The organism is Frigoribacterium faeni, from assembly GCF_007988805.1.
GTDB classification, from domain to species: Bacteria; Actinomycetota; Actinomycetes; order Actinomycetales; family Microbacteriaceae; genus Frigoribacterium; species Frigoribacterium faeni.
Window position 1 is genome coordinate 124,506 of sequence record NZ_BJUV01000005.1, and the last position, 19,528, is coordinate 144,033.

Genomic DNA, 19,528 nt, shown 5'->3' on the forward strand with positions numbered 1-19,528 from the left:
AAGGAGCACCGTGAGCATCCAGACGACGCCCGACACCACAGCAGAGGCCGCCGAAGACCTCGGTCACGGCAACTCGCCCGCCGCATGGACGGCCGTGATCATCATGCTGGTCGCGTTCTCCATCGGAACGGTCGCCTTCTTCCTCGCCATCCCGTGGATCGTCTGGGCCTCCGCGGGTCTCGTCGTGGTCGGTCTCGTGGTCGGTCTGGTCCTCAAGCGCGCCGGGTACGGCGTCGGCGGACACCGCTACGTCCCGAAAGCGCACAACTAGGTGCTCGACGACCTCTACGCCGGCGCCCTCGCCGATGCCGATGCGCGGCGTGAGATGCGACCCTTCGGTCACGTCGAGGCCGCCGCTCTCGATCGTTCCCCGGCCCTGGACGCCCTCTCGGCGCTCCGACCCGCCGACCGGGTCAAGATCATCGCCGAGGTGAAGCGCGCCAGCCCCTCCCGCGGCGATCTCTCCGTGATCGCCGACCCGGCGTCGCTGGCCGTCTCCTACGCGACGGGTGGTGCGAGCGCGATCAGCGTGCTCACCGAGGGACGCAGGTTCAAGGGCACCCTGGCCGACCTCGAGGCGGTCCGCGACGTGGTCGACGTGCCCGTGCTCCGCAAGGACTTCATCGCCGATCCGTATCAGGTCTTCGAGGCCCGTGCCGCCGGCGCCGACCTCGTCCTGCTGATCGTGGCGGGTCTGCCCCAGGCCCGGCTGGTCGAGCTCCACGAGCTCGTCCGGTCCCTCGGGATGACCGCCCTGATCGAGGCCCACTCCGCCGACGAGGTCCGCCGCGGTCTCGACGCCGGTGCCGAGGTCCTCGGCGTCAACGCACGCGATCTGTCGACGTTCGAGCTCGACCGCGACCTCTTCGGACGACTGGCCGACGCCATCCCGTCCGGGGTCGTCCGCGTGGCCGAGTCGGCCGTGTCCTCGCCCGCGGACGTCGCCCACTACCGCCGTTCCGGCGCCGACGTCGTGCTCGTGGGCGAGGCCCTCGTCACGCACGGCGACCCGATCGACGCACTCACGAGTTTCCTGGAGGTCTGATGGCACTGCGCGACGAGAAGGGGCCGTACTTCGGCGACTTCGGAGGCCGCTTCGTCCCCGAGTCGTTAGTGGCGGCCCTCGACGAGCTCGACGCCGCCTACAAGGCCGCGGCGGTCGACCCCGAGTTCCAGGCGGAGCTGGCGGCTCTGCACGCCACCTACACGGGGCGTCCCTCGCTCATCACCGAGGTGCCCCGCTTCGCGGCTCACGCCGGCGGAGCCCGCGTCATCCTCAAGCGCGAGGACCTCAACCACACGGGCTCGCACAAGATCAACAACGTGCTCGGTCAGGCCCTCCTCGCCCGCAAGCTCGGGAAGACCCGCCTGATCGCCGAGACGGGCGCCGGTCAGCACGGTGTGGCCACCGCGACGGCCGCCGCGCTGTTCGGCATGGAGTGCGTCGTCTACATGGGACAGGTCGACACCGAACGTCAGGCGCTCAACGTCGCCCGGATGCGCCTCCTCGGTGCCGAGGTTGTCGCCGTCACGACGGGCTCCCGCACCCTCAAGGACGCCATCAACGACGCCATGCGCGACTGGGTCGCCAGCGTCGACACGACGCACTACGTCCTGGGCACGGTGGCGGGGCCGCATCCGTTCCCCGCCATGGTGCGCGACTTCCACAAGATCATCGGCGAGGAGGCGCGGCAGCAGGTCCTCGACCTCACCGGCGCTCTTCCCGACGCCGTCGTCGCCTGCGTCGGCGGCGGCTCGAACGCCATGGGCATCTTCCACGCCTTCCTCGACGACGAGTCCGTCGGCCTCTACGGCTACGAGGCCGGGGGCGACGGCGTCGAGACCGGCCGTCACGCCGCCTCGATCACGCTCGGTCGCATCGGGAACCTCCAGGGCACCCGGTCGTACCTCATGCAGGACGAAGACGGTCAGACGCTCGAGAGCCACTCCATCTCGGCCGGCCTCGACTACCCGAGCGTGGGCCCCGAGCACGCCTGGCTCGCCGAGTCGGGCAGGGCGCACTACGAGCCCGTGACCGACGCCGAGGCGATGTCGGCGTTCCGGCTCCTCACCCGGACCGAGGGCATCCTGCCCGCCATCGAATCGGCGCACGCGCTGGCCGGGGCGATCAAGCTCGGCCTCGCCCACCCGGACTGGACGATCCTGGTGTCGCTCAGCGGCCGTGGCGACAAGGACGTTGCGACCGCGAGCCGCTACTTCGGCGTCCTCGACGAGGAGGCGCAGCAGCTGTGACCGGACCGCGCACGCCCCACAGCAAGGTCGCCTCGGCCATCCAGGCCCGGCGCGACGCCGGAACCGGCGCCGTCATCGGTTACCTGCCGGTGGGCTTCCCCGATCTCGAGACGAGCATCGAGGCCGCCGTCACCCTCGCCGAGAACGGCATCGACGTCATCGAGCTGGGCATGCCCTACTCGGACCCCGTCATGGACGGCCCCGTCATCCAGGCCGCCACCCAGAAGGCGCTGGCCGAGGGGTTCAAGATCCGCGACGTCTTCACCGCCGTCCGCGCCATCACCTCCCGCGTCTCGGCTCCCGTCGTCGTCATGACCTACTGGAACCCGGTCGTGCAGTACGGGGTCCAGCGATTCGCCGACGATCTCGCCGCCGCCGGGGGAGCGGGCCTCATCACGCCCGACCTCATCCCCGACGAGGGCTCCTCGTGGATCGCGGCGGCCGAGGCCGCCGATCTCGATCGCGTCTTCCTGGCCGCTCCCTCCTCGAGCGACGCTCGCCTGCGACAGGCCGTCGAGGCGAGCCGCGGGTTCGTGTACACGGTCTCGACGATGGGCATCACCGGAACCCGCACGGACGTCGACTCCGCGGCGCACACGCTGGTCGAGCGGCTCCGCGCGGTCGGCGTCGAGAACGCCTGCGTCGGACTCGGCATCTCGACGGCCCAGCAGGTCCGCGAGGTGCTCGCGTACGCCGACGGGGCCATCATCGGCTCCGCATTCGTGCGCGCCCTCGCCGACGGAGGCGTCGACGCGCTGGCCACGGTCGCCGCCGATCTCTCCTCGGGCGCCGCCGTCTCTCGCTGACGCCCGCTCGCGCTAGAGTCGTTCCGCGTCGGTCCGCCGGCACCCCGTTGTTCCCCTTGAAAGGCGATCCCGCCCGTGTTCGTTCCCCTGAGCATCCCGAGCCCGTCAGCCGACTGGCAGTACTTCGACGTCACGGCGTGGATCAACGAGACCTTCGGCGCGTCGCTGCCGGGCTCGCTCCGCATCCACGCGTACGCGCTCTGCATCCTCGCCGGCATCATCATCGCGGGTGTCATCACCAATCAGCGTCTCCGACGCCGTGGCGCCGAGAACGGCGTCGTGATCGACGTCATGCTCTTCGCCGTCCCTCTCGGCATCATCGGCGGGCGCTTCTTCCACGTCATCACCCACCCGGGCGACTACTTCGCCGGTCAGGAGTGGTGGCGCGCCTTCGCGGTCTGGGAGGGCGGCCTGGCGATCTACGGCGCGCTCCTCTTCGGCGCCGTCGGCGTCTGGCTGGGCTGCCGCTACTCCGGTCTGCGGTTCTGGGTCTTCGCCGACGCACTGGCACCGGGCCTCCTCGTCGCTCAGGCCTGCGGCCGTCTCGGCAACTGGTTCAACAACGAGCTCTTCGGCATGCCCACCGATCTGCCCTGGGGGCTCGAGATCGATTCGAGCAACCCGGCCTATCCCACGGGCCTGCCCGAGGGCACCCTGTTCCACCCGACGTTCCTCTACGAGATCATCTGGATGCTGGCCGGCGTTGCCATCCTCCTGCTCATCGAGCGGCGGACGACCCTCCAGTGGGGCAAGGCCCTCTCGTTCTACCTCGTCTGGTACGGGATCGGCCGGGCCTGGTTCGAGTCCATCCGCACCGACCCGAGCCTGCTCTTCTTCGGAATCCGCACCAACGTGTGGATGTCCTTCGCCGCGATCGTCCTGGGGGTCGTCATCTACGTCCTCGCGACCCGTCGCCACCCCGGCGGCGTCCCGAGCGCGTACGCACCCGGCCGGTCGCCGATCGAGCGAGACTCTGAGGTAGACTCGCGACGCACGGAGGCGGACGACGACGAACCCGAGTTGGTCGCCGTCGGCGCATCGGACGACAACACCGACACCACGCCACGCTCGTAGAGCATCGCGCTCGACGAGCGCACCGCCAGATGGCCAGGAGCAGCACGACTCGATCGAGTCACGCCGCCCCTCCAGCCGGAGCAGCCTCCGCACCGAGAACCACCTCACGACCGCCACAAGCTGTCAGGGCAACTCCGCTGAGCCGTACCCCCCGGACGACCGAACCACGGTCCGGACGGCGACCGACGCGCACCGCACCTCCGCGGTGACGTCCAGTGACACGGGCCGACGACGTCCCGACTCCTACAGGATCTCTTCGTGAGGACGGATTCCATGGCCCCCACGCCAGCCCACCAGCAGTTCAGCACGGTCCCTTCCGCGGTCGGTCTCTTCGACCCCCGCAACGAGAAGGACGCGTGCGGCCTCGCCATGGTCGCGACCCTCCGCGGCACCGCGGGGCACGACATCATCGACGCCGCGCTCGGCGCGCTCCGCAACCTGGAGCACCGCGGAGCCATCGGCTCGGACGCCGGCACCGGCGACGGCGCGGGCATCCTCTGCCAGATCCCCGACGCGTTCCTGCGCGACGTCGTCGACTTCGACCTGCCCGCCGAGGGCCAGTACGCCGTCGGGATCGCCTACCTGCCGCTCGACGACCAGGAGCGCAGCGAGCTCAAGACGGGCATCGAGCGCATCGCCGACCTCGAGCAGCTCGACGTGCTCGGATGGCGCGAGGTCCCCGTCCGTCCGGACGAGCTCGGAACCCTCGCCCGCAACGCGATGCCGGCGTTCGAGCAGATCTTCGTGGCGAGTCGACACCGCGATGCGAACGGCGACCTCCTGTCCGGGGTCGAGCTCGACCGTCGGGCGTTCCGCCTGCGGAAGCGCGCCGAGCGCAAGCTGTCGGCGTACTTCACCTCGTTGAGCAGCCGCACCATGGTCTACAAGGGCATGGTCACGACGCTGCAGCTCGAGCCCTTCTACCCCGACCTGAGCGACGAGCGCTTCGCCTCGAAGCTCGCCATCGTGCACTCGCGGTACTCGACCAACACGTTCCCGTCCTGGCCGCTCGCCCAGCCGTTCCGCATGATCGCCCACAACGGCGAGATCAACACGGTGCGCGGCAACCGGAACTGGATGCGTGCGCGTCAGTCGCAGCTCGAATCGGAGCTGATCGGCGACCTCAAGCCCATCCTGCCGATCGTCAGTCCGGGGGCCAGCGACTCGGCCTCGTTCGACGAGGTCGTCGAGCTGCTGAGCCTGACCGGTCGCTCGCTCCCGCACGCCATCATGATGATGGTCCCCGAGGCGTGGGAGAACCAGGTCGACATCGACCCGACCCTGCGGGACTTCTACGAGTACCACTCGATGCTCATGGAGGCGTGGGACGGTCCGGCCGCCATCACGTTCACCGACGGATCGCTCGTCGGCGCCACCCTCGACCGCAACGGGCTCCGCCCCGGTCGCTACCTCGTGACCGACGATGGTCTCGTCGTCCTCGCGAGCGAGATCGGCGTCCTCGACATCGACCCGGCCAAGGTCGTGCGCAAGGGCCGTCTCCGTCCGGGCAAGATGTTCCTCGTCGACACCGAGGCGGGCCGTCTGATCGAGGACGACGAGATCAAGCGCGACCTCGCCGCATCGGCCCCCTTCGGGGAATGGCTGGCCGAGGGCCGCATCCACCTGGCCGACCTGCCCGAACGCGAGCACATCGTCCACACGCCCGCCTCGGTCACCCGCCGTCAACGGACCTTCGGCTACACCGAAGAAGAGGTCCGCATCCTGCTGACGCCCATGGCGAAGACCGGTGCGGAGCCCCTCGGGGCCATGGGGAGCGACACGCCGATCGCCGTCCTGTCCGAGCGCCCGCGCCTCCTCTTCGACTACTTCACGCAGCAGTTCGCCCAGGTCACCAACCCGCCGCTCGACTCGATCCGCGAGCAGGTCGTCACCTCGCTCAAGCTCGGGCTCGGCCCGGAGCGCAACCTGCTCGCGGCGACGCCCGAGCATGCGCGGCAGGTGATCCTCGACTTCCCGGTGATCGACAACGACGAGCTCGCGAAGATCCAGCACATCGACCCGAGCCCGGGCTCACGGGCGACCTCGACGATCCGCGGCCTCTACCGCGCGGACAAGGGGCCCCGCGCCCTCGAGAAGCGCATCGCCGCCATGTGCAACGAGGTCGACGACGCCATCGAGGCCGGCGCCAGATTCATCGTCCTGTCGGACCGCGACTCGAACCAGGACTTCGCGCCCGTGCCGTCCCTCCTCATGATCGCGGCGGTGCACCACCACCTGATCCGCACCGAGAACCGCATGAAGGTCGGACTGATCGTCGAGGCCGGGGACGTCCGGGAGGTCCACCACGTGGCGACGCTGATCGGCTACGGCGCGTCGGCGGTGAACCCCTACCTCGCCATGGAGACGAGCGAGAACCTCGTCCGGTCGGGCATGATCACCGGGCTGTCCCCGGAGGACGCCGTCCACAACCTGATCAAGGCCCTCGGCAAGGGCGTGCTGAAGATCATGTCCAAGATGGGCATCTCGACCGTGTCGAGCTACGCCGCGGCGCAGGCCTTCGAGGCCGTCGGACTGAGCCAGGAGTTCGTCGACACCTACTTCACCGGGACATCGTCCATGCTCGGCGGGGTCGGCATCGACGTCATCGCGGCCGAGAACAAGGAGCGCCACCTCAGCGCCTATCCCGCCGACGGATCGGTGGTCGCCCACGAGCGGCTCGCGACGGGCGGCGAGTACCAGTGGCGCCGCGAGGGTCCGAAGCACCTGTTCAACCCCGACACCGTGTTCCGGCTGCAGCACGCCACGCGCACGCGTCGCTACGACATCTTCCGCGAGTACACGAAGCTGGTCGACGACCAGGCTGAGGACCTCATGACCCTGCGGGGCATGTTCACCTTCAAGCACGGCGTCCGCCCCGCGATCCCGCTCGACGAGGTGGAGCCGATCGAGTCCATCGTCAAGCGCTTCTCGACCGGTGCGATGAGCTACGGCTCGATCTCCCAGGAGGCCCACGAGACCCTGGCGATCGCCATGAACCGTCTCGGCGGGAAGTCCAACACCGGCGAGGGGGGAGAAGACGTCGACCGTCTCCTCGACCCCGAGCGTCGCAGCGCCGTCAAGCAGGTGGCGTCCGGCCGGTTCGGCGTCACGAGCATGTACCTGACCCACGCCACCGACATCCAGCTCAAGATGGCGCAGGGAGCCAAGCCCGGCGAAGGCGGACAGCTCCCGCCGACGAAGGTCTACCCGTGGGTGGCCCGTACCCGCCACGCGACGGCCGGCGTCGGTCTCATCTCGCCTCCGCCCCACCACGACATCTACTCGATCGAAGACCTCAAGCAGCTGATCTTCGACGTCAAGCGTGCCAACCCCACCGCCCGGGTCCACGTCAAGCTGGTCAGCCAGTCCGGCATCGGCGCCGTCGCGGCCGGGGTCACCAAGGCCCTCGCCGACGTCGTGCTCGTCTCGGGACACGACGGCGGCACCGGCGCGAGCCCGCTCAACTCGTTGAAGCACGCCGGGACGCCCTGGGAGATCGGCCTGGCCGAGACCCAGCAGACGCTGATGCTCAACGGGATGCGCGACCGCGTCGTCGTGCAGGTCGACGGGCAGATGAAGACCGGGCGCGACGTGGTCATCGCCGCGCTCCTCGGTGGTGAGGAGTTCGGCTTCGCGACCGCCCCGCTGATCGTCGAGGGCTGCATCATGATGCGCGTGTGCCACCTCGACACGTGCCCCGTGGGCGTGGCCACGCAGAACCCCGAGCTCCGCGCCCGCTTCTCGGGCAAGCCCGAGTTCGTCGTCAACTTCTTCGAGTTCCTCGCCCAGGAGGTGCGGGAGTACCTCGCCGAGCTCGGCTTCCGGAGCCTCGACGAGGCCATCGGCCGCAGCGACGTCCTCGACGTCGACCGCGCTCTCGACCACTGGAAGGCGTCCGGGCTCGATCTCGCACCCGTCCTCGTCGGTCCGCACTTCGACGACGACGAGCCACGCCGCAACCGCGTCCCGCAGGAGCACGAGCTGGACAAGCACTTCGACGTGCAGCTCATCGAGCGCAGCATGGACGTCCTCGAGAACGGGGGACGGATCGAGATCCGTCTCCCGATCCGGAACACCGAACGCGCCGTCGGCACCATGCTCGGCCACGAGGTGACGGTCCGTCACGGCGAGCACGGTCTGCCCGACGGCAGCATCGACGTGACCCTGACCGGTTCGGCGGGGCAGTCGCTCGGCGCGTTCCTCCCCGCGGGGATCACGCTCCGACTCGAGGGCGACAGCAACGACTACGTCGGCAAGGGTCTGTCCGGCGGCAACGTCGTCGTGCGGCCGGATCGGTCCAGCACGTTCACGGCCGAGGACAACGTCATCGCCGGAAACGTCATCGGCTACGGCGCGACCCAGGGCAGCATGTTCATCCGCGGCATCGTGGGGGAGCGCTTCCTGGTCCGGAACTCGGGTGCCAGCGCGGTCGTCGAGGGCGTGGGCGACCACGCACTGGAGTACATGACCGGCGGCCTGGCCGTCATCCTGGGCGACACGGGTCGCAACCTCGGTGCCGGCATGTCCGGCGGGACCGCGTACGTGCACCGCCTGAAGACCGAACGGGTCAACTCGGACTCGCTGGCCTCGGGGGAGCTCGAGCTCCATCCGCTCGGCAGCGCGGACGTCGAGATCCTCACCGACCTCCTGTCCCGGCACCTCGCCGAGACGGGATCCCCGGTCGCGGAACGCCTTCTCGCCGACCTCGACACCACGGTGTCCGAGTTCGTCAAGGTGCTGCCGCGCGACTACGCCGCCGTCCTCGCCACCCGGCAGACGGCCGTCGACGAGGGTCTCGACCCCGATGGCGACGAAGCCTGGAAGCGAATCCTGGAGGTGACCGGTGGCTGATCCCAAGGGATTCCTGAAGACGCAGAAGCGCGAGCTCCCGAAACGTCGTCCCGTGTCCGTGCGACTCATGGACTGGAAAGAGGTCTACGAGCAGCAGGAGTCCGGCGAGCTGCGTCGACAGGCCGGCCGCTGCATGGACTGCGGCGTCCCGTTCTGCCACCAGGGATGCCCGCTCGGGAACCTCATCCCCGAGTGGAACGACCTCATGTGGCGCGGCGAGGGCCGCCAGGCGATCGAGCGTCTGCACGCCACGAACAACTTCCCCGAGTTCACGGGGCGTCTCTGCCCCGCGCCCTGCGAGTCGTCCTGCGTGCTCGGCATCAACCAGCCGCCGGTGACCATCAAGCAGGTCGAGGTCTCGATCATCGACCAGGCGTTCCAGAACGGCTGGGTGACCCCCCATCCTCCCGAGCGCCTCACGGGGAAGACCGTCGCGGTCGTCGGTTCGGGTCCTGCCGGCCTCGCCGCCGCACAGCAGCTGACCCGGGCCGGACACACCGTGGCCGTCTACGAGCGTGACGACCGGATCGGCGGCCTGCTGCGCTACGGCATCCCCGACTTCAAGATGGAGAAGAAGCAGATCGAGCTGCGTCTCGCTCAGATGCAGGCCGAGGGCACGCGCTTCCGAGCCGGCGTCGAGATCGGCCGCGACATCGCCTGGGACGACCTCCGAGCGCGCTACGACGCGGTCGTCGTGGCGACCGGCGCGACGGTCCCTCGCGACCTGCCCATCCCGGGTCGCGATCTGTCCGGGATCCACTTCGCCATGGACTACCTCGTCCAGCAGAACCGGATCGGCGCCGGTGACGCCGTCGTCGACCAGATCTCGGCCGAGGGGAAGCACGTGGTCGTCCTCGGCGGCGGTGACACCGGAGCCGACTGCATCGGCACCGCCCACCGACAGGGCGCGCTCTCGGTCACCAACCTGGCGATCGGCCAGCAGCCTCCGGAGGAGCGTCCCGAGACCCAGCCCTGGCCCATGTTCCCGACGCTGTTCGAGGTCTCCAGCGCGCACGAGGAGGGCGGCGAGCGGGTCTACCTGGCCTCGACCGTCGAGTTCCTGCGCAACGACGTCGGCGAGGTGCGTGCCATCCGGGTCGCCGAGACCGAGTACCTCGACGGGCGTCGCGTCCCCAAGGCCGGAACCGAGCGCGAGATCCCCGCCGACCTGGTCCTGCTCGCGATGGGATTCACGGGGCCCGAGCGGGACGCCCTCGAGGAGCAGCTCCGGCTTCCCTTCGACGAGCGGGGTGCGCTGGTGCGCGACCGGACGTACGAGACCAGCGAGGCCGGCGTCTTCGTGACCGGCGACGCCGGCCGAGGCCAGTCGCTCATCGTCTGGGCCATCGCCGAGGGACGGGCCGCCGCGTCCTCGGTCGACGCCTATCTCGAGGGTCAGACGACCCTGCCCTTCCCGGTCTCGCCCACGGATCGGTCCATTTCGGTCTAGTCGTGCCTCCGGTCGGGAATAGGCTGGGCTCACGGGCCTGAGTCGTCCACACCACCCCCAGACGTTAGGAACACATGAGACGCGCAAAGATCGTCGCCACCCTCGGGCCGGCGACGTCGAGCTACGACGACATCCGAGCGATCATCGACGCCGGTGTCGACGTCGCCCGGATGAACCTCAGCCACGGGAGCTACGACGTCCACGAGGGCGTCTACCGCAACGTCCGCCAGGCCGCGGACGACGCCGGCCGACCGGTCGCCGTGCTGGTCGACCTCCAGGGTCCGAAGATCCGACTGGGCAAGTTCGCCGACGGACCGCACGATCTCGCGGTCGGCGACATCTTCAAGATCACCATCGACGACGTCCTCGGCACGAAGGACCTCTGCGGGACGACCTTCAAGGGTCTCCCGTCCGACGTCAGCGCCGGCGACCCGCTGCTGATCGACGACGGCCGCGTCAAGCTCCGCGTCCTCGAGTCGGACGGCACCGTCGTCACGACCGAGGTCGTCGTGGCCGGCACGGTCTCCAACAACAAGGGGATCAACCTGCCCGGCGTGGCGGTCAACGTCCCCGCCCTCTCCGAGAAGGACGAGGCCGACCTCCGTTGGGGTCTCGCCCTCGGCGCCGACCTCATCGCGCTGTCCTTCGTCCGCGACGCCGACGACGTCACCCGTGTGCACGAGATCATGGCGGAGGAGGGCCGCAAGGTCCCCGTGATCGCCAAGATCGAGAAGCCCCAGGCGGTCGACAACCTCGAGGCGATCATCGACGCCTTCGACGGCATCATGGTGGCCCGCGGCGATCTCGGCGTCGAGCTCCCTCTCGAGGCCGTGCCCATCGTCCAGAAGCACGCCGTCGAGCTGTCGCGCCGCATGGCCAAGCCCGTCATCGTCGCCACGCAGATGCTCGAGTCCATGATCTCGAGCCCCATCCCGACCCGCGCCGAGACCTCGGACGTCGCCAACGCCGTGCTCGACGGCACCGACGCCGTGATGCTCAGCGGCGAGACCAGCGTCGGCGAGTACCCGGTCATCACGGTCCAGACCATGGCCCGCATCGTGCAGTCGACCGAAGAGCACGGCCTCGAGCGCATCCCGCCCCTGGGCACCAAGCCCCGGACCCAGGGCGGTGCCATCACCCTGGCCGCCGCCGACGTCGCGGAGTTCGTGCAGGCGAAGTACCTCTGCGTCTTCACCGAATCGGGCGACTCCGTCCGACGGATGTCGCGCCTGCGTCACTCCATCCCGATCCTCGCCTTCACGCCGAACGAGGCGACCCGTCGGCGCATGGCGCTCAGCTGGGGCGTGCAGTCGCACCTGGTCGAGAACGTCACGCACACCGACGCCATGTTCGCTCAGGTCGACGACATCCTCCTCGGCAAGCAGCTGGCCGAGGTCGGCGACAAGGTGATCGTCATCGCCGGTTCCCCTCCCGGAATCGCCGGCTCGACGAACGACCTCCGGGTGCACCGAGTGGGCGACGCCCACGGAGAGGCCGCTCCGGCCTACGCCTCACCGGTCTGATCGAGCACCAGCACGCACATCGACGCCGGGTCCCTCTCGAGGGGCCCGGCGTCGACGCGCGTCCCGGGCGTACCCTGTCGACATGCCGGTCGGACCGTCCCACCCGAGTTGCTTCGTCTTCGAGAGGCGTCTGTTCGTCGTTCCGAGCGGAACGGGTCACGGCGTCGTCGAGACCCGGCAGAGCATGCGGGGATCCCGTGTCGGGTCCCGCGAGACGACGGTCCCCGGAGGCATCGACGTGTGGCTCCTGGTCGGCGGCATCACCGGCGGACTCTTCCTCGCGACGGTGGCGGGTGCCGTCTGGGGCGTGGGTCCCGTGCTCTCGCTCGTCCTCTTCTTCGCCATGGGAGCCCTCGTCGGAGCGGTGCTGGCCACCGGTACCCGATCGCTCTTCGTCCCCGCGACGGCGTCGGCCGCACACCACGACGGCAGCCGCGGCGGAGCCGCGTTCCCTGCGGTCGAAGTCCCCTGGGACGTCGCCCGAGCGGCGCCCGACGACGCCACCGCCGACGAGCTCGTGCTCTGGTCGACCCTCGTCACGCGTTACCGCCGAGCCGAGGAGGCGCGGGTCGAGACCCCGGGGGAGCCCGCCACCCCGACGCCCATCGCGGACGAGCCGGCACCCGCCTCCGTGGAGGCCGAGTACCGAGCCGCCGTGCGGGACTACGAGCCGGTGGCGCGCCTCCTCGGATTCCGTCTGCCCTGATGCAGGGCGGGGACAGCAGAAACCCCGAGCCACCGGAGTGGTTCGGGGTTTCTGGTGTCAATGCCGGGCGAACCCGCTCATTGTCGACGCCGTGAAGGCGCCGCCGAGTCAGATGACGCGGATGTTCTCGGCCTGGAGGCCCTTGTTGCCCTGAGCGGTCTCGAACTCGACCTTCTGGTTCTCCTCCAGGTTGCGGTAGCCGTCGCCGGCGATCGCGGAGAAGTGCGCGAAGACGTCAGTGGATCCGTCGTCGGGGGTGATGAAGCCGAAGCCCTTTTCGGAGTTGAACCACTTAACGGTACCTGTTGCCATTTTTCTTGTTCCTTATTTTTCAGAGTTGTCGTTCCCGATTTCGGAAACGCTCGTCGCGGTGCCTTTTTGTCCGCTCCCTCTGAGAACGACGCCACCGGACCGGATCCCCGAGGGGTTCCCGCCTGGAACGTCGCGAGATACAAATGCGTAACACAACAACCAGTGGTGCAAGCGTAGTGCACAACACGGCTCCGCACACGACTTTGTCGTCGGGATGTCGTTTTCCGTCGTGGCCGCCCGGTGCCGGATGTGGGATTCGAACCCACACGCCCTCTCGGACAGAGCATTTTGAGTGCCCCGCGTCTGCCATTCCGCCAATCCGGCTCATGACGACCGGGGCAAGAATACCGTAGGCTTCTCTCCGTGAGTGACCAGGAAGCAACATCAGCAGCACCCCGTCGTGTCGTCGTAGCCGAGGATGAGTCCCTCATCCGGCTGGACATCGTCGAGATCCTCCGCGACAACGGATACGAGGTGGTCGGCGAGGCCGGAGACGGCGAGACCGCCGTGGCACTCGCGACCGAGCTCCGCCCCGACCTCGTCATCATGGACGTCAAGATGCCGAAGCTCGACGGCATCAGCGCGGCGGAGACGCTCAGCAAGAACCACATCGCCCCCGTCGTCCTGCTGACCGCGTTCAGCCAGAAGGAGCTCGTCGAGCGGGCGAGCGAAGCCGGCGCGCTGGCCTACGTCGTCAAGCCCTTCACGCCGAACGACCTGCTGCCCGCCATCGAGATCGCTCTCTCGCGCTACACGCAGATCATCACGCTCGAGGCCGAGGTCGCGGACCTGGTGGAGCGCTTCGAGACCCGGAAGCTCGTCGACCGGGCCAAGGGGCTCCTCAACGAGAAGATGGGCCTCACCGAGCCCGAGGCGTTCCGCTGGATCCAGAAGGCCTCGATGGACCGCCGTCTGACCATGCACGACGTCGCCCAGGCGATCATCGAGCAGCTCAGCGCGAAGAAGTAGCCTCCGTCGACGCCGGAGAGGCCCGCACCCTCAGGGGCGCGGGCCTCTTCTTCGTCCGCAGGACCGGGCCGAGCGTCAGCCGCGGTCGTCGGTCAGGAAGTTCGTGATGCGGACCGTCGACAGCAGCCGGCCGTCGTCGTCGGTCATCACGACCTGGTGCGTGGTGAGGGTGCGTCCCAGATGGATGGCCGTGCAGGTCCCGGTCACCCAGCCGACGGCGGCCGACCGGCTGTGGCTCGCGTTGAGCTCGATGCCCATCGCGAGACGCCCGGGACCGGCATGGACGTTCGCGGCGATCGACCCGAGCGTCTCGGCGAGGACGACGTGCGCCCCGCCGTGGAGGATGCCGACGGGCTGGGTGTTCCCGTCGACGGGCATCCGGGCGACCGCGCGCTCGGCGCTCATCTCGAGGACGACGATGCCCATCTTCTCAGCGAGGGCCCCCACCCCCCGGCGACCGAAGAGCTCGGTGGCGGCGTCGCTGAGGCTCGCGTCGGGCGACACCGTGCGGGCGGAGTCGGGGGAGGAGTCGTTCATGTCTCTCCGGGGGGACGGACCGGTGCGATCGCCCCGACTGCACTGTCGGAGGCGCCCGCTAGGCTGACGGGGTGTCGGACGAAGCAAAGCCTACCCTCCTGGTCATCGATGGCCACTCGCTCGCGTTCCGGGCGTTCTACGCCCTCCCGGTCGACAGTTTCGTCAACCGCGAGGGTCAGCACACCAACGCGATCCACGGTTTCATCTCGATGCTCCTCAGCCTGGTGAAGGCCGAGAAGCCGAGCCACCTGGCGGTCGCCTTCGACATCTCCCGCTTCTCCTTCCGGACCCGCGAGTACCCCGAGTACAAGGGCACCCGCTCCGAGACCCCGGTGGAGTTCGTCGGCCAGATCCCGCTGCTCCAGGAGGCGCTCCACGCCATGGGCATCACCACGATCACCAAAGAGGACTTCGAAGCCGACGACATCCTCGCGACCCTCGCCGTCCGCGGCCGAGAAGACGGCTATCGGGTCCTCGTCGTGTCCGGAGATCGGGACGCCATCCAGATGGTGAACGACGACGTCACGTTGCTCTACCCCTCGGCCCGGGGCGTCAGCGAGCTCACCCGCTACGACCGCGACAAGGTGTTCGAGCGCTACGGCATCGAGCCCCATCAGTACCCCGAGGTCGCCGCGCTGGTCGGCGAGACGAGCGACAACCTCATCGGCATCGACAAGGTCGGCGAGAAGACCGCGGTCAAGTGGATCACTCTCTACGGCGGCCTCGACCAGATCCTCGAGCACGCCGACGAGATCAAGGGCGTGGTCGGGCAGAAGCTGCGCGAGCAGAAGGAGAACGCCATCCGCAACCGGCGGCTCAACAGACTCGTCACCGACGTCGAGCTGCCGGTCGGTCCCGGCGACCTCGAACGCCGAGGCATCGACGAGGCCGCTGTCCGCGAGCTCTTCGACAAGCTGCAGTTCCGCACGCTCCTCGAGAGGGTGCTCGCGCTCTCCGAGACCGCCGCCGACGCCTCACCCTCGTCGTCGACCCCGGCGCCGGCCCCCGACGGTCTGCCCGTGGTGCGGACGCTGATCGACGAAGAGCTCGCGTTCTGGCTCTCGAAGCACGCGTCCGACCCGGCATCGCCCGTGGGCCTGGTCGTCGAGTACGGGGCCGACGGCGTGGTCGGACTCGGCATCTCCTCGCACGACGAGTCGGCCTACATCCCCTGGGCGGCCGGCCGCGGAGACTACGTCGCCCTCGAGGCCTGGCTCGACGACGAGACGCCGAAGGTCGTCCACGATGCGAAGCGCGCCTACAAGGCGCTGGCCCGGGTGGGGCTGCCGCTGACGGGCATCGTCGGCGACCCCCGGATCGCCGCCTGGCTGCTGCGCCCCGGTCGGACGTCATTCGCTCTCTCCGACCTGGTCTACGAACAGCTCGGCGAGACGCTTCCCGTCGGCGACCCCAACCAGCTGGTCGCAGAGGACGACGACGTCAGCGTGGCGTCAGAGGCCTGGTACGTCCTCCGGCTCTCGGAATCCCTCGTCGAGGCCCTCGACGACGGCTCGCGTCGCGTGCTCGCCGACATCGAGCTGCCCCTCGTCCGCGTCCTGGGCGACATGGAGCTCACCGGGGTCGCCGCCGACCGCGACACGCTCAAGGCCTTGTCGGTCCGTCTCGGCGAGACCGCTGCAGAGCTGGCCTCGAAGGCCTTCGCCGAGATCGGTCGCGAGGTCAACCTCGGATCTCCGAAGCAGCTGCAGGAGGTCCTCTTCGAGCAGCTCGAGATGCCCAAGACCCGCGCGACCAAGACCGGATTCTCGACCGACGCGGCGTCGTTGGCCGATCTCCAGCAGAAGCACCCCCACCCCTTCCTCGATCTCCTCCTGAAGCACCGCGACGCCACCAAGCTGCGCCAGATCATCGAGACCCTCGAGAAGTCCATCGCCGACGACGCACGCATCCACACGACCTACGACCAGACCGGGACGACCACCGGGCGCATCTCGTCCGTCGACCCGAACCTCCAGAACATCCCGGTGAAGGCCGCGGTCGGCCGCGAGATCCGGGCGGCCTTCGTCCACGGTCCCGACTTCGAGACGCTGTTGACGGCCGACTACTCGCAGATCGAGATGCGCATCATGGCTCATCTCTCGGGCGACGAGGGTCTGATCCAGGCCTTCAACGAAGGCGAGGACCTCCACCGCTTCGTCGGCGCGCGCATCTTCGGCGTGGATCCGAGCGACGTGTCGCCGTCCATGCGCACGAAGGTCAAGGCGATGTCCTACGGTCTGGCCTACGGCCTCAGCGCGTTCGGGCTCTCGAAGCAGCTCCGCATCGAGAGCTCCGAGGCGAAGCAACTGATGACGGACTACTTCGCCCGGTTCGGCGCCGTGCGAGAGTATCTGCGGACCGTCGTCGAGAAGGCCCGCGACGACGGCTACACCGAGACGATCTTCGGACGTCGGCGTCCCTTCCCCGACCTCACGTCACCCAACCGCGTCCTGCGCGAGAACGCGGAGCGGGCCGCGCTGAACGCACCGATCCAAGGATCCGCAGCGGACATCATGAAGATCGCGATGCTCGGGGTCCGGTCGGAGATCGACGAGAGGGAACTCGGATCGCGGGTTCTCCTGCAGGTGCACGACGAGCTCATCGTCGAGGTGGCTCCCGGCGAGGTCGAGACGGTCCGCGAGATCGTCCGCCGTCGGATGAGCAGCGCCGCCGACCTGCGAGTGCCTCTCGATGTGAGCGTCGGCCTGGGCGAGAGTTGGGATGCCGCCGCGCACTGACGCCCGGCACCGGCGCCGTCGAAGCAGGCGTGAACGGGCGCGGTCCCGGGCGGACGGGTGTTCTGTCCCCTGATCCGGGCACAAACGGGGGCGACACGCGCCGGTGACTTGACGAAGCCACACAAACGGGCTTATATAAACTCTGCTCGGTGAACACCGGGCACGAATGTGATCCGAATTCCCTGAACCACACGATGGCTGCCGTCCGCCATCACGCACGACGACGAGGTCTCGATGTACGCACCGGAGCGTCACCAGCAGATCCTCGACACCGCTCTCTCACGGGGCCGGGTCGAGGTCGCGGGTCTGGCGCGCGAACTCGCCGTCGCGCCCGAGACGGTCCGTCGTGACCTCACCGAGCTCGAGCGTCGCGGGGTCCTGAGGCGAGTGCACGGGGGAGCCATCGCGGTGGAGCGGCTCGGGATCGAACCGCCCGTCGTCGACAGGGAGGGCACCGCCGCCGCCGAGAAGGATCGCATCGCGCGCGCCGCTCTCGACGAGCTCCCCGACAACGGGTCGATCATCATCGACGCCGGAACGACGGCCATCCGCTTCGCCGAGCTGCTGCCCATCGATCGGGTGCTCACCGTGGTGACCCATTCGCTGGCCGTCGCCACGATCCTGATCAGCCGACCGAACGTGACCCTGCACCTCCTGGGCGGGCTCATCCGGACCCGCACCTACTCGTCGGTCGGCGACTGGACCCGGACCCAGCTCGCCGACGTCTTCGCCGACGTCGCCTTCATCGGCACGAACGGCGTCTCGGTCGAGAGGGGACTGAGCACACCCGACCTCGCCGAGGCGCGGGTCAAGCGCGCTCTCCTCGCGTCGTCCCGCCGCACCGTCGTCCTCGCCGACCACTCGAAGTTCGGTCGCGAGGACTTCGCCAAGGTCTCGCCCCTGTCCGACGTCGACACCATCGTCACCGACGCGGGCGTCGACAGCGAGCTCGCCGACGATGTCGAGCGCGCCGGCCCCCGGGTCGTGATCGTGTGATCGCGTCCCGTCTCCTCGATTCCACCCGCACCGCATCCCGCCCCCACCACACTCGTCACTGAGTACGAAGGAGTACCTCCCTCATGTCCGAATTCACCCCCACGGTCACCGGAACGGGTGTGCGCGCTCGCGTACAGCGTTTCGGCGGCTTCCTCGCCGGCATGATCATGCCGAACATCGGCGCGTTCATCGCCTGGGGTCTCATCACGGCGCTGTTCATCGAGACCGGCTGGACGCCGGTTCCCCAGCTCGGCGGCTTCGGCGTCGACTCGAACGGCGACCCGTGGCCCGGTCTCGTCGGCCCGATCATCACGTATCTGCTCCCCCTCCTGATCGCCTACACGGGTGGACGGATGATCCACGGCCAGCGTGGAGCCGTCATCGGCGCCGTCGGCGTCATGGGCGTCATCGTCGCGACGGACGTCCCGCAGTTCCTCGGCGCGATGATCGTCGGCCCCCTGGCCGCCTACCTCCTGAAGCAGTTCGACCGGCTCGTCGACGGCCGGATCAAGTCCGGCTTCGAGATGCTGGTCAACAACTTCTCCCTCGGAATCATCGGTGGCGCGGTGGCCGTCGGCGCCTTCTTCGGCCTGGCGCCGATCACGACGGCTCTGACTAACCTCTTCGGCGGCGCCGTCGGCTTCCTGGTCGATCGCGGCCTCCTCCCGCTCGCCTCGATCATCATCGAGCCCGCGAAGATCCTGTTCCTCAACAACGCGATCAACCAGGGCATCCTGACCCCGCTGGGCGGCACCCAGGCCCAGGAGACCGGCAAGTCCATCCTGTTCATGCTCGAGTCGAACCCCGGTCCCGGACTCGGCATCCTGCTCGCCTTCCTGTTCTTCGGTCCTCGCGCGATCCGCCCGTCGGCGCCCGCTGCGATCATCGTCCAGTTCTTCGGTGGCATCCACGAGATCTACTTCCCCTACGTGCTGATGAAGCCGGTCCTGCTCGTCGCCGCGATCCTCGGCGGCGCGACGGGGATCACCGTGTTCTCGCTCTTCCAGGTCGGACTGGTCGGCCCCGCTTCCCCGGGCAGCATCATCGCCTACACGCTCGTCGCCGCTCGCGGAGACATCCTCCCGATCTACTTGGGTATCCTGCTCTCCGCTGCCGTGTCGTTCGTCGTCTCGGCGCTGCTCATGGGCTTCGGCCGCAAGGAGAACCGCGAGGCGGCGGCCGAGGACGCCGCCGCGCAGCAGCAGGCTCTCGCCGACGCGCAGGCAGCGACCGCCGCCAACAAGGCCACCAGCAAGGGCACGGCCGCTCCCACAGCGTCCCAGTGATTGACTCGGGGGGCGACCGACGGTCGC

The 19,528-nt window shown here is 69.0% G+C and carries 15 protein-coding genes and 1 tRNA gene; 13 read left to right on the forward strand and 3 right to left on the reverse strand.

The window, feature by feature from the left end:
- Positions 1 to 16 precede the first annotated feature (16 nt).
- The 9 genes from FFA01_RS04000 (at position 17) to FFA01_RS04040 (ending at position 12,663) form a co-directional block, all read left to right on the forward strand.
- Positions 17 to 271 (forward strand): DUF6704 family protein, encoded by a 255-nt coding sequence (locus FFA01_RS04000; protein ID WP_146853275.1) that lies wholly within the window; start codon positions 17 to 19, stop codon positions 269 to 271.
- Positions 272 to 1,045, forward strand: coding sequence for an indole-3-glycerol phosphate synthase TrpC (gene trpC, locus FFA01_RS04005; protein WP_146853237.1), 774 nt, complete (start codon positions 272 to 274; stop codon positions 1,043 to 1,045).
- Positions 1,045 to 2,253 (forward strand): tryptophan synthase subunit beta, encoded by a 1,209-nt coding sequence (trpB, locus tag FFA01_RS04010; RefSeq protein WP_146853239.1) that lies wholly within the window; start codon positions 1,045 to 1,047, stop codon positions 2,251 to 2,253. Before trpC ends, trpB begins: the two co-directional genes overlap by 1 nt.
- Positions 2,250 to 3,059, forward strand: coding sequence for a tryptophan synthase subunit alpha (trpA, locus tag FFA01_RS04015; RefSeq protein WP_146853241.1), 810 nt, complete (start codon positions 2,250 to 2,252; stop codon positions 3,057 to 3,059). The genes trpB and trpA overlap by 4 nt, the downstream gene beginning before the upstream one ends.
- A 75-nt stretch (positions 3,060 to 3,134) precedes the next feature.
- On the forward strand, positions 3,135 to 4,133 hold the full coding sequence (lgt, locus tag FFA01_RS04020; RefSeq protein WP_244289683.1) for a prolipoprotein diacylglyceryl transferase: 999 nt from the start codon (positions 3,135 to 3,137) through the stop codon (positions 4,131 to 4,133).
- A 273-nt stretch (positions 4,134 to 4,406) separates the two neighbouring features.
- Complete coding sequence (gene gltB, locus FFA01_RS04025) at positions 4,407 to 8,984, forward strand: glutamate synthase large subunit (RefSeq protein WP_146853243.1); 4,578 nt, start codon at positions 4,407 to 4,409, stop codon at positions 8,982 to 8,984.
- On the forward strand, positions 8,977 to 10,434 hold the full coding sequence (locus FFA01_RS04030) for a glutamate synthase subunit beta (RefSeq protein ID WP_146853245.1): 1,458 nt from the start codon (positions 8,977 to 8,979) through the stop codon (positions 10,432 to 10,434). The genes gltB and FFA01_RS04030 overlap by 8 nt, the downstream gene beginning before the upstream one ends.
- 74 nt (positions 10,435 to 10,508) lie before the next feature.
- Positions 10,509 to 11,957, forward strand: a complete 1,449-nt coding sequence (pyk, locus tag FFA01_RS04035) for a pyruvate kinase (protein WP_146853247.1) — start codon at positions 10,509 to 10,511, stop codon at positions 11,955 to 11,957.
- A gap of 82 nt (positions 11,958 to 12,039) precedes the next feature.
- Positions 12,040 to 12,663, forward strand: a complete 624-nt coding sequence (locus FFA01_RS04040; RefSeq protein WP_146853249.1) for a hypothetical protein — start codon at positions 12,040 to 12,042, stop codon at positions 12,661 to 12,663.
- A 108-nt stretch (positions 12,664 to 12,771) separates the two neighbouring features.
- On the opposite strand, the gene FFA01_RS04045 is transcribed toward FFA01_RS04040, so the two are convergent.
- The gene (locus tag FFA01_RS04045) at positions 12,772 to 12,975 is read right to left on the reverse strand and encodes a cold-shock protein (protein ID WP_056054766.1); all 204 of its coding nucleotides are present in this window, start codon (positions 12,973 to 12,975) and stop codon (positions 12,772 to 12,774) included.
- A 241-nt stretch (positions 12,976 to 13,216) separates the two neighbouring features.
- Positions 13,217 to 13,299: transfer RNA gene (locus FFA01_RS04050), tRNA-Leu, on the reverse strand.
- A gap of 39 nt (positions 13,300 to 13,338) precedes the next feature.
- Here FFA01_RS04050 and FFA01_RS04055 point away from each other — a divergent pair.
- Positions 13,339 to 13,944, forward strand: a complete 606-nt coding sequence (locus FFA01_RS04055) for an ANTAR domain-containing response regulator (RefSeq protein WP_146853251.1) — start codon at positions 13,339 to 13,341, stop codon at positions 13,942 to 13,944.
- Positions 13,945 to 14,019: 75 nt separating this feature from the next.
- Here FFA01_RS04055 and FFA01_RS04060 read toward each other — a convergent pair whose 3' ends face one another.
- Positions 14,020 to 14,370, reverse strand: a complete 351-nt coding sequence (locus FFA01_RS04060) for a PaaI family thioesterase (RefSeq protein ID WP_244289686.1) — start codon at positions 14,368 to 14,370, stop codon at positions 14,020 to 14,022.
- A 182-nt stretch (positions 14,371 to 14,552) separates the two neighbouring features.
- On the opposite strand from FFA01_RS04060, the gene polA reads away from it, so the two are divergent.
- From polA to FFA01_RS04075, 3 genes are all read left to right on the forward strand, one after another.
- Complete coding sequence (gene polA, locus FFA01_RS04065; protein WP_146853255.1) at positions 14,553 to 17,219, forward strand: DNA polymerase I; 2,667 nt, start codon at positions 14,553 to 14,555, stop codon at positions 17,217 to 17,219.
- A 234-nt stretch (positions 17,220 to 17,453) separates the two neighbouring features.
- On the forward strand, positions 17,454 to 18,215 hold the full coding sequence (locus tag FFA01_RS04070) for a DeoR/GlpR family DNA-binding transcription regulator (protein ID WP_146853257.1): 762 nt from the start codon (positions 17,454 to 17,456) through the stop codon (positions 18,213 to 18,215).
- Between the two features lie 83 nt (positions 18,216 to 18,298).
- On the forward strand, positions 18,299 to 19,501 hold the full coding sequence (locus FFA01_RS04075) for a PTS transporter subunit EIIC (protein ID WP_146853259.1): 1,203 nt from the start codon (positions 18,299 to 18,301) through the stop codon (positions 19,499 to 19,501).
- Positions 19,502 to 19,528: the final 27 nt, after the last annotated feature.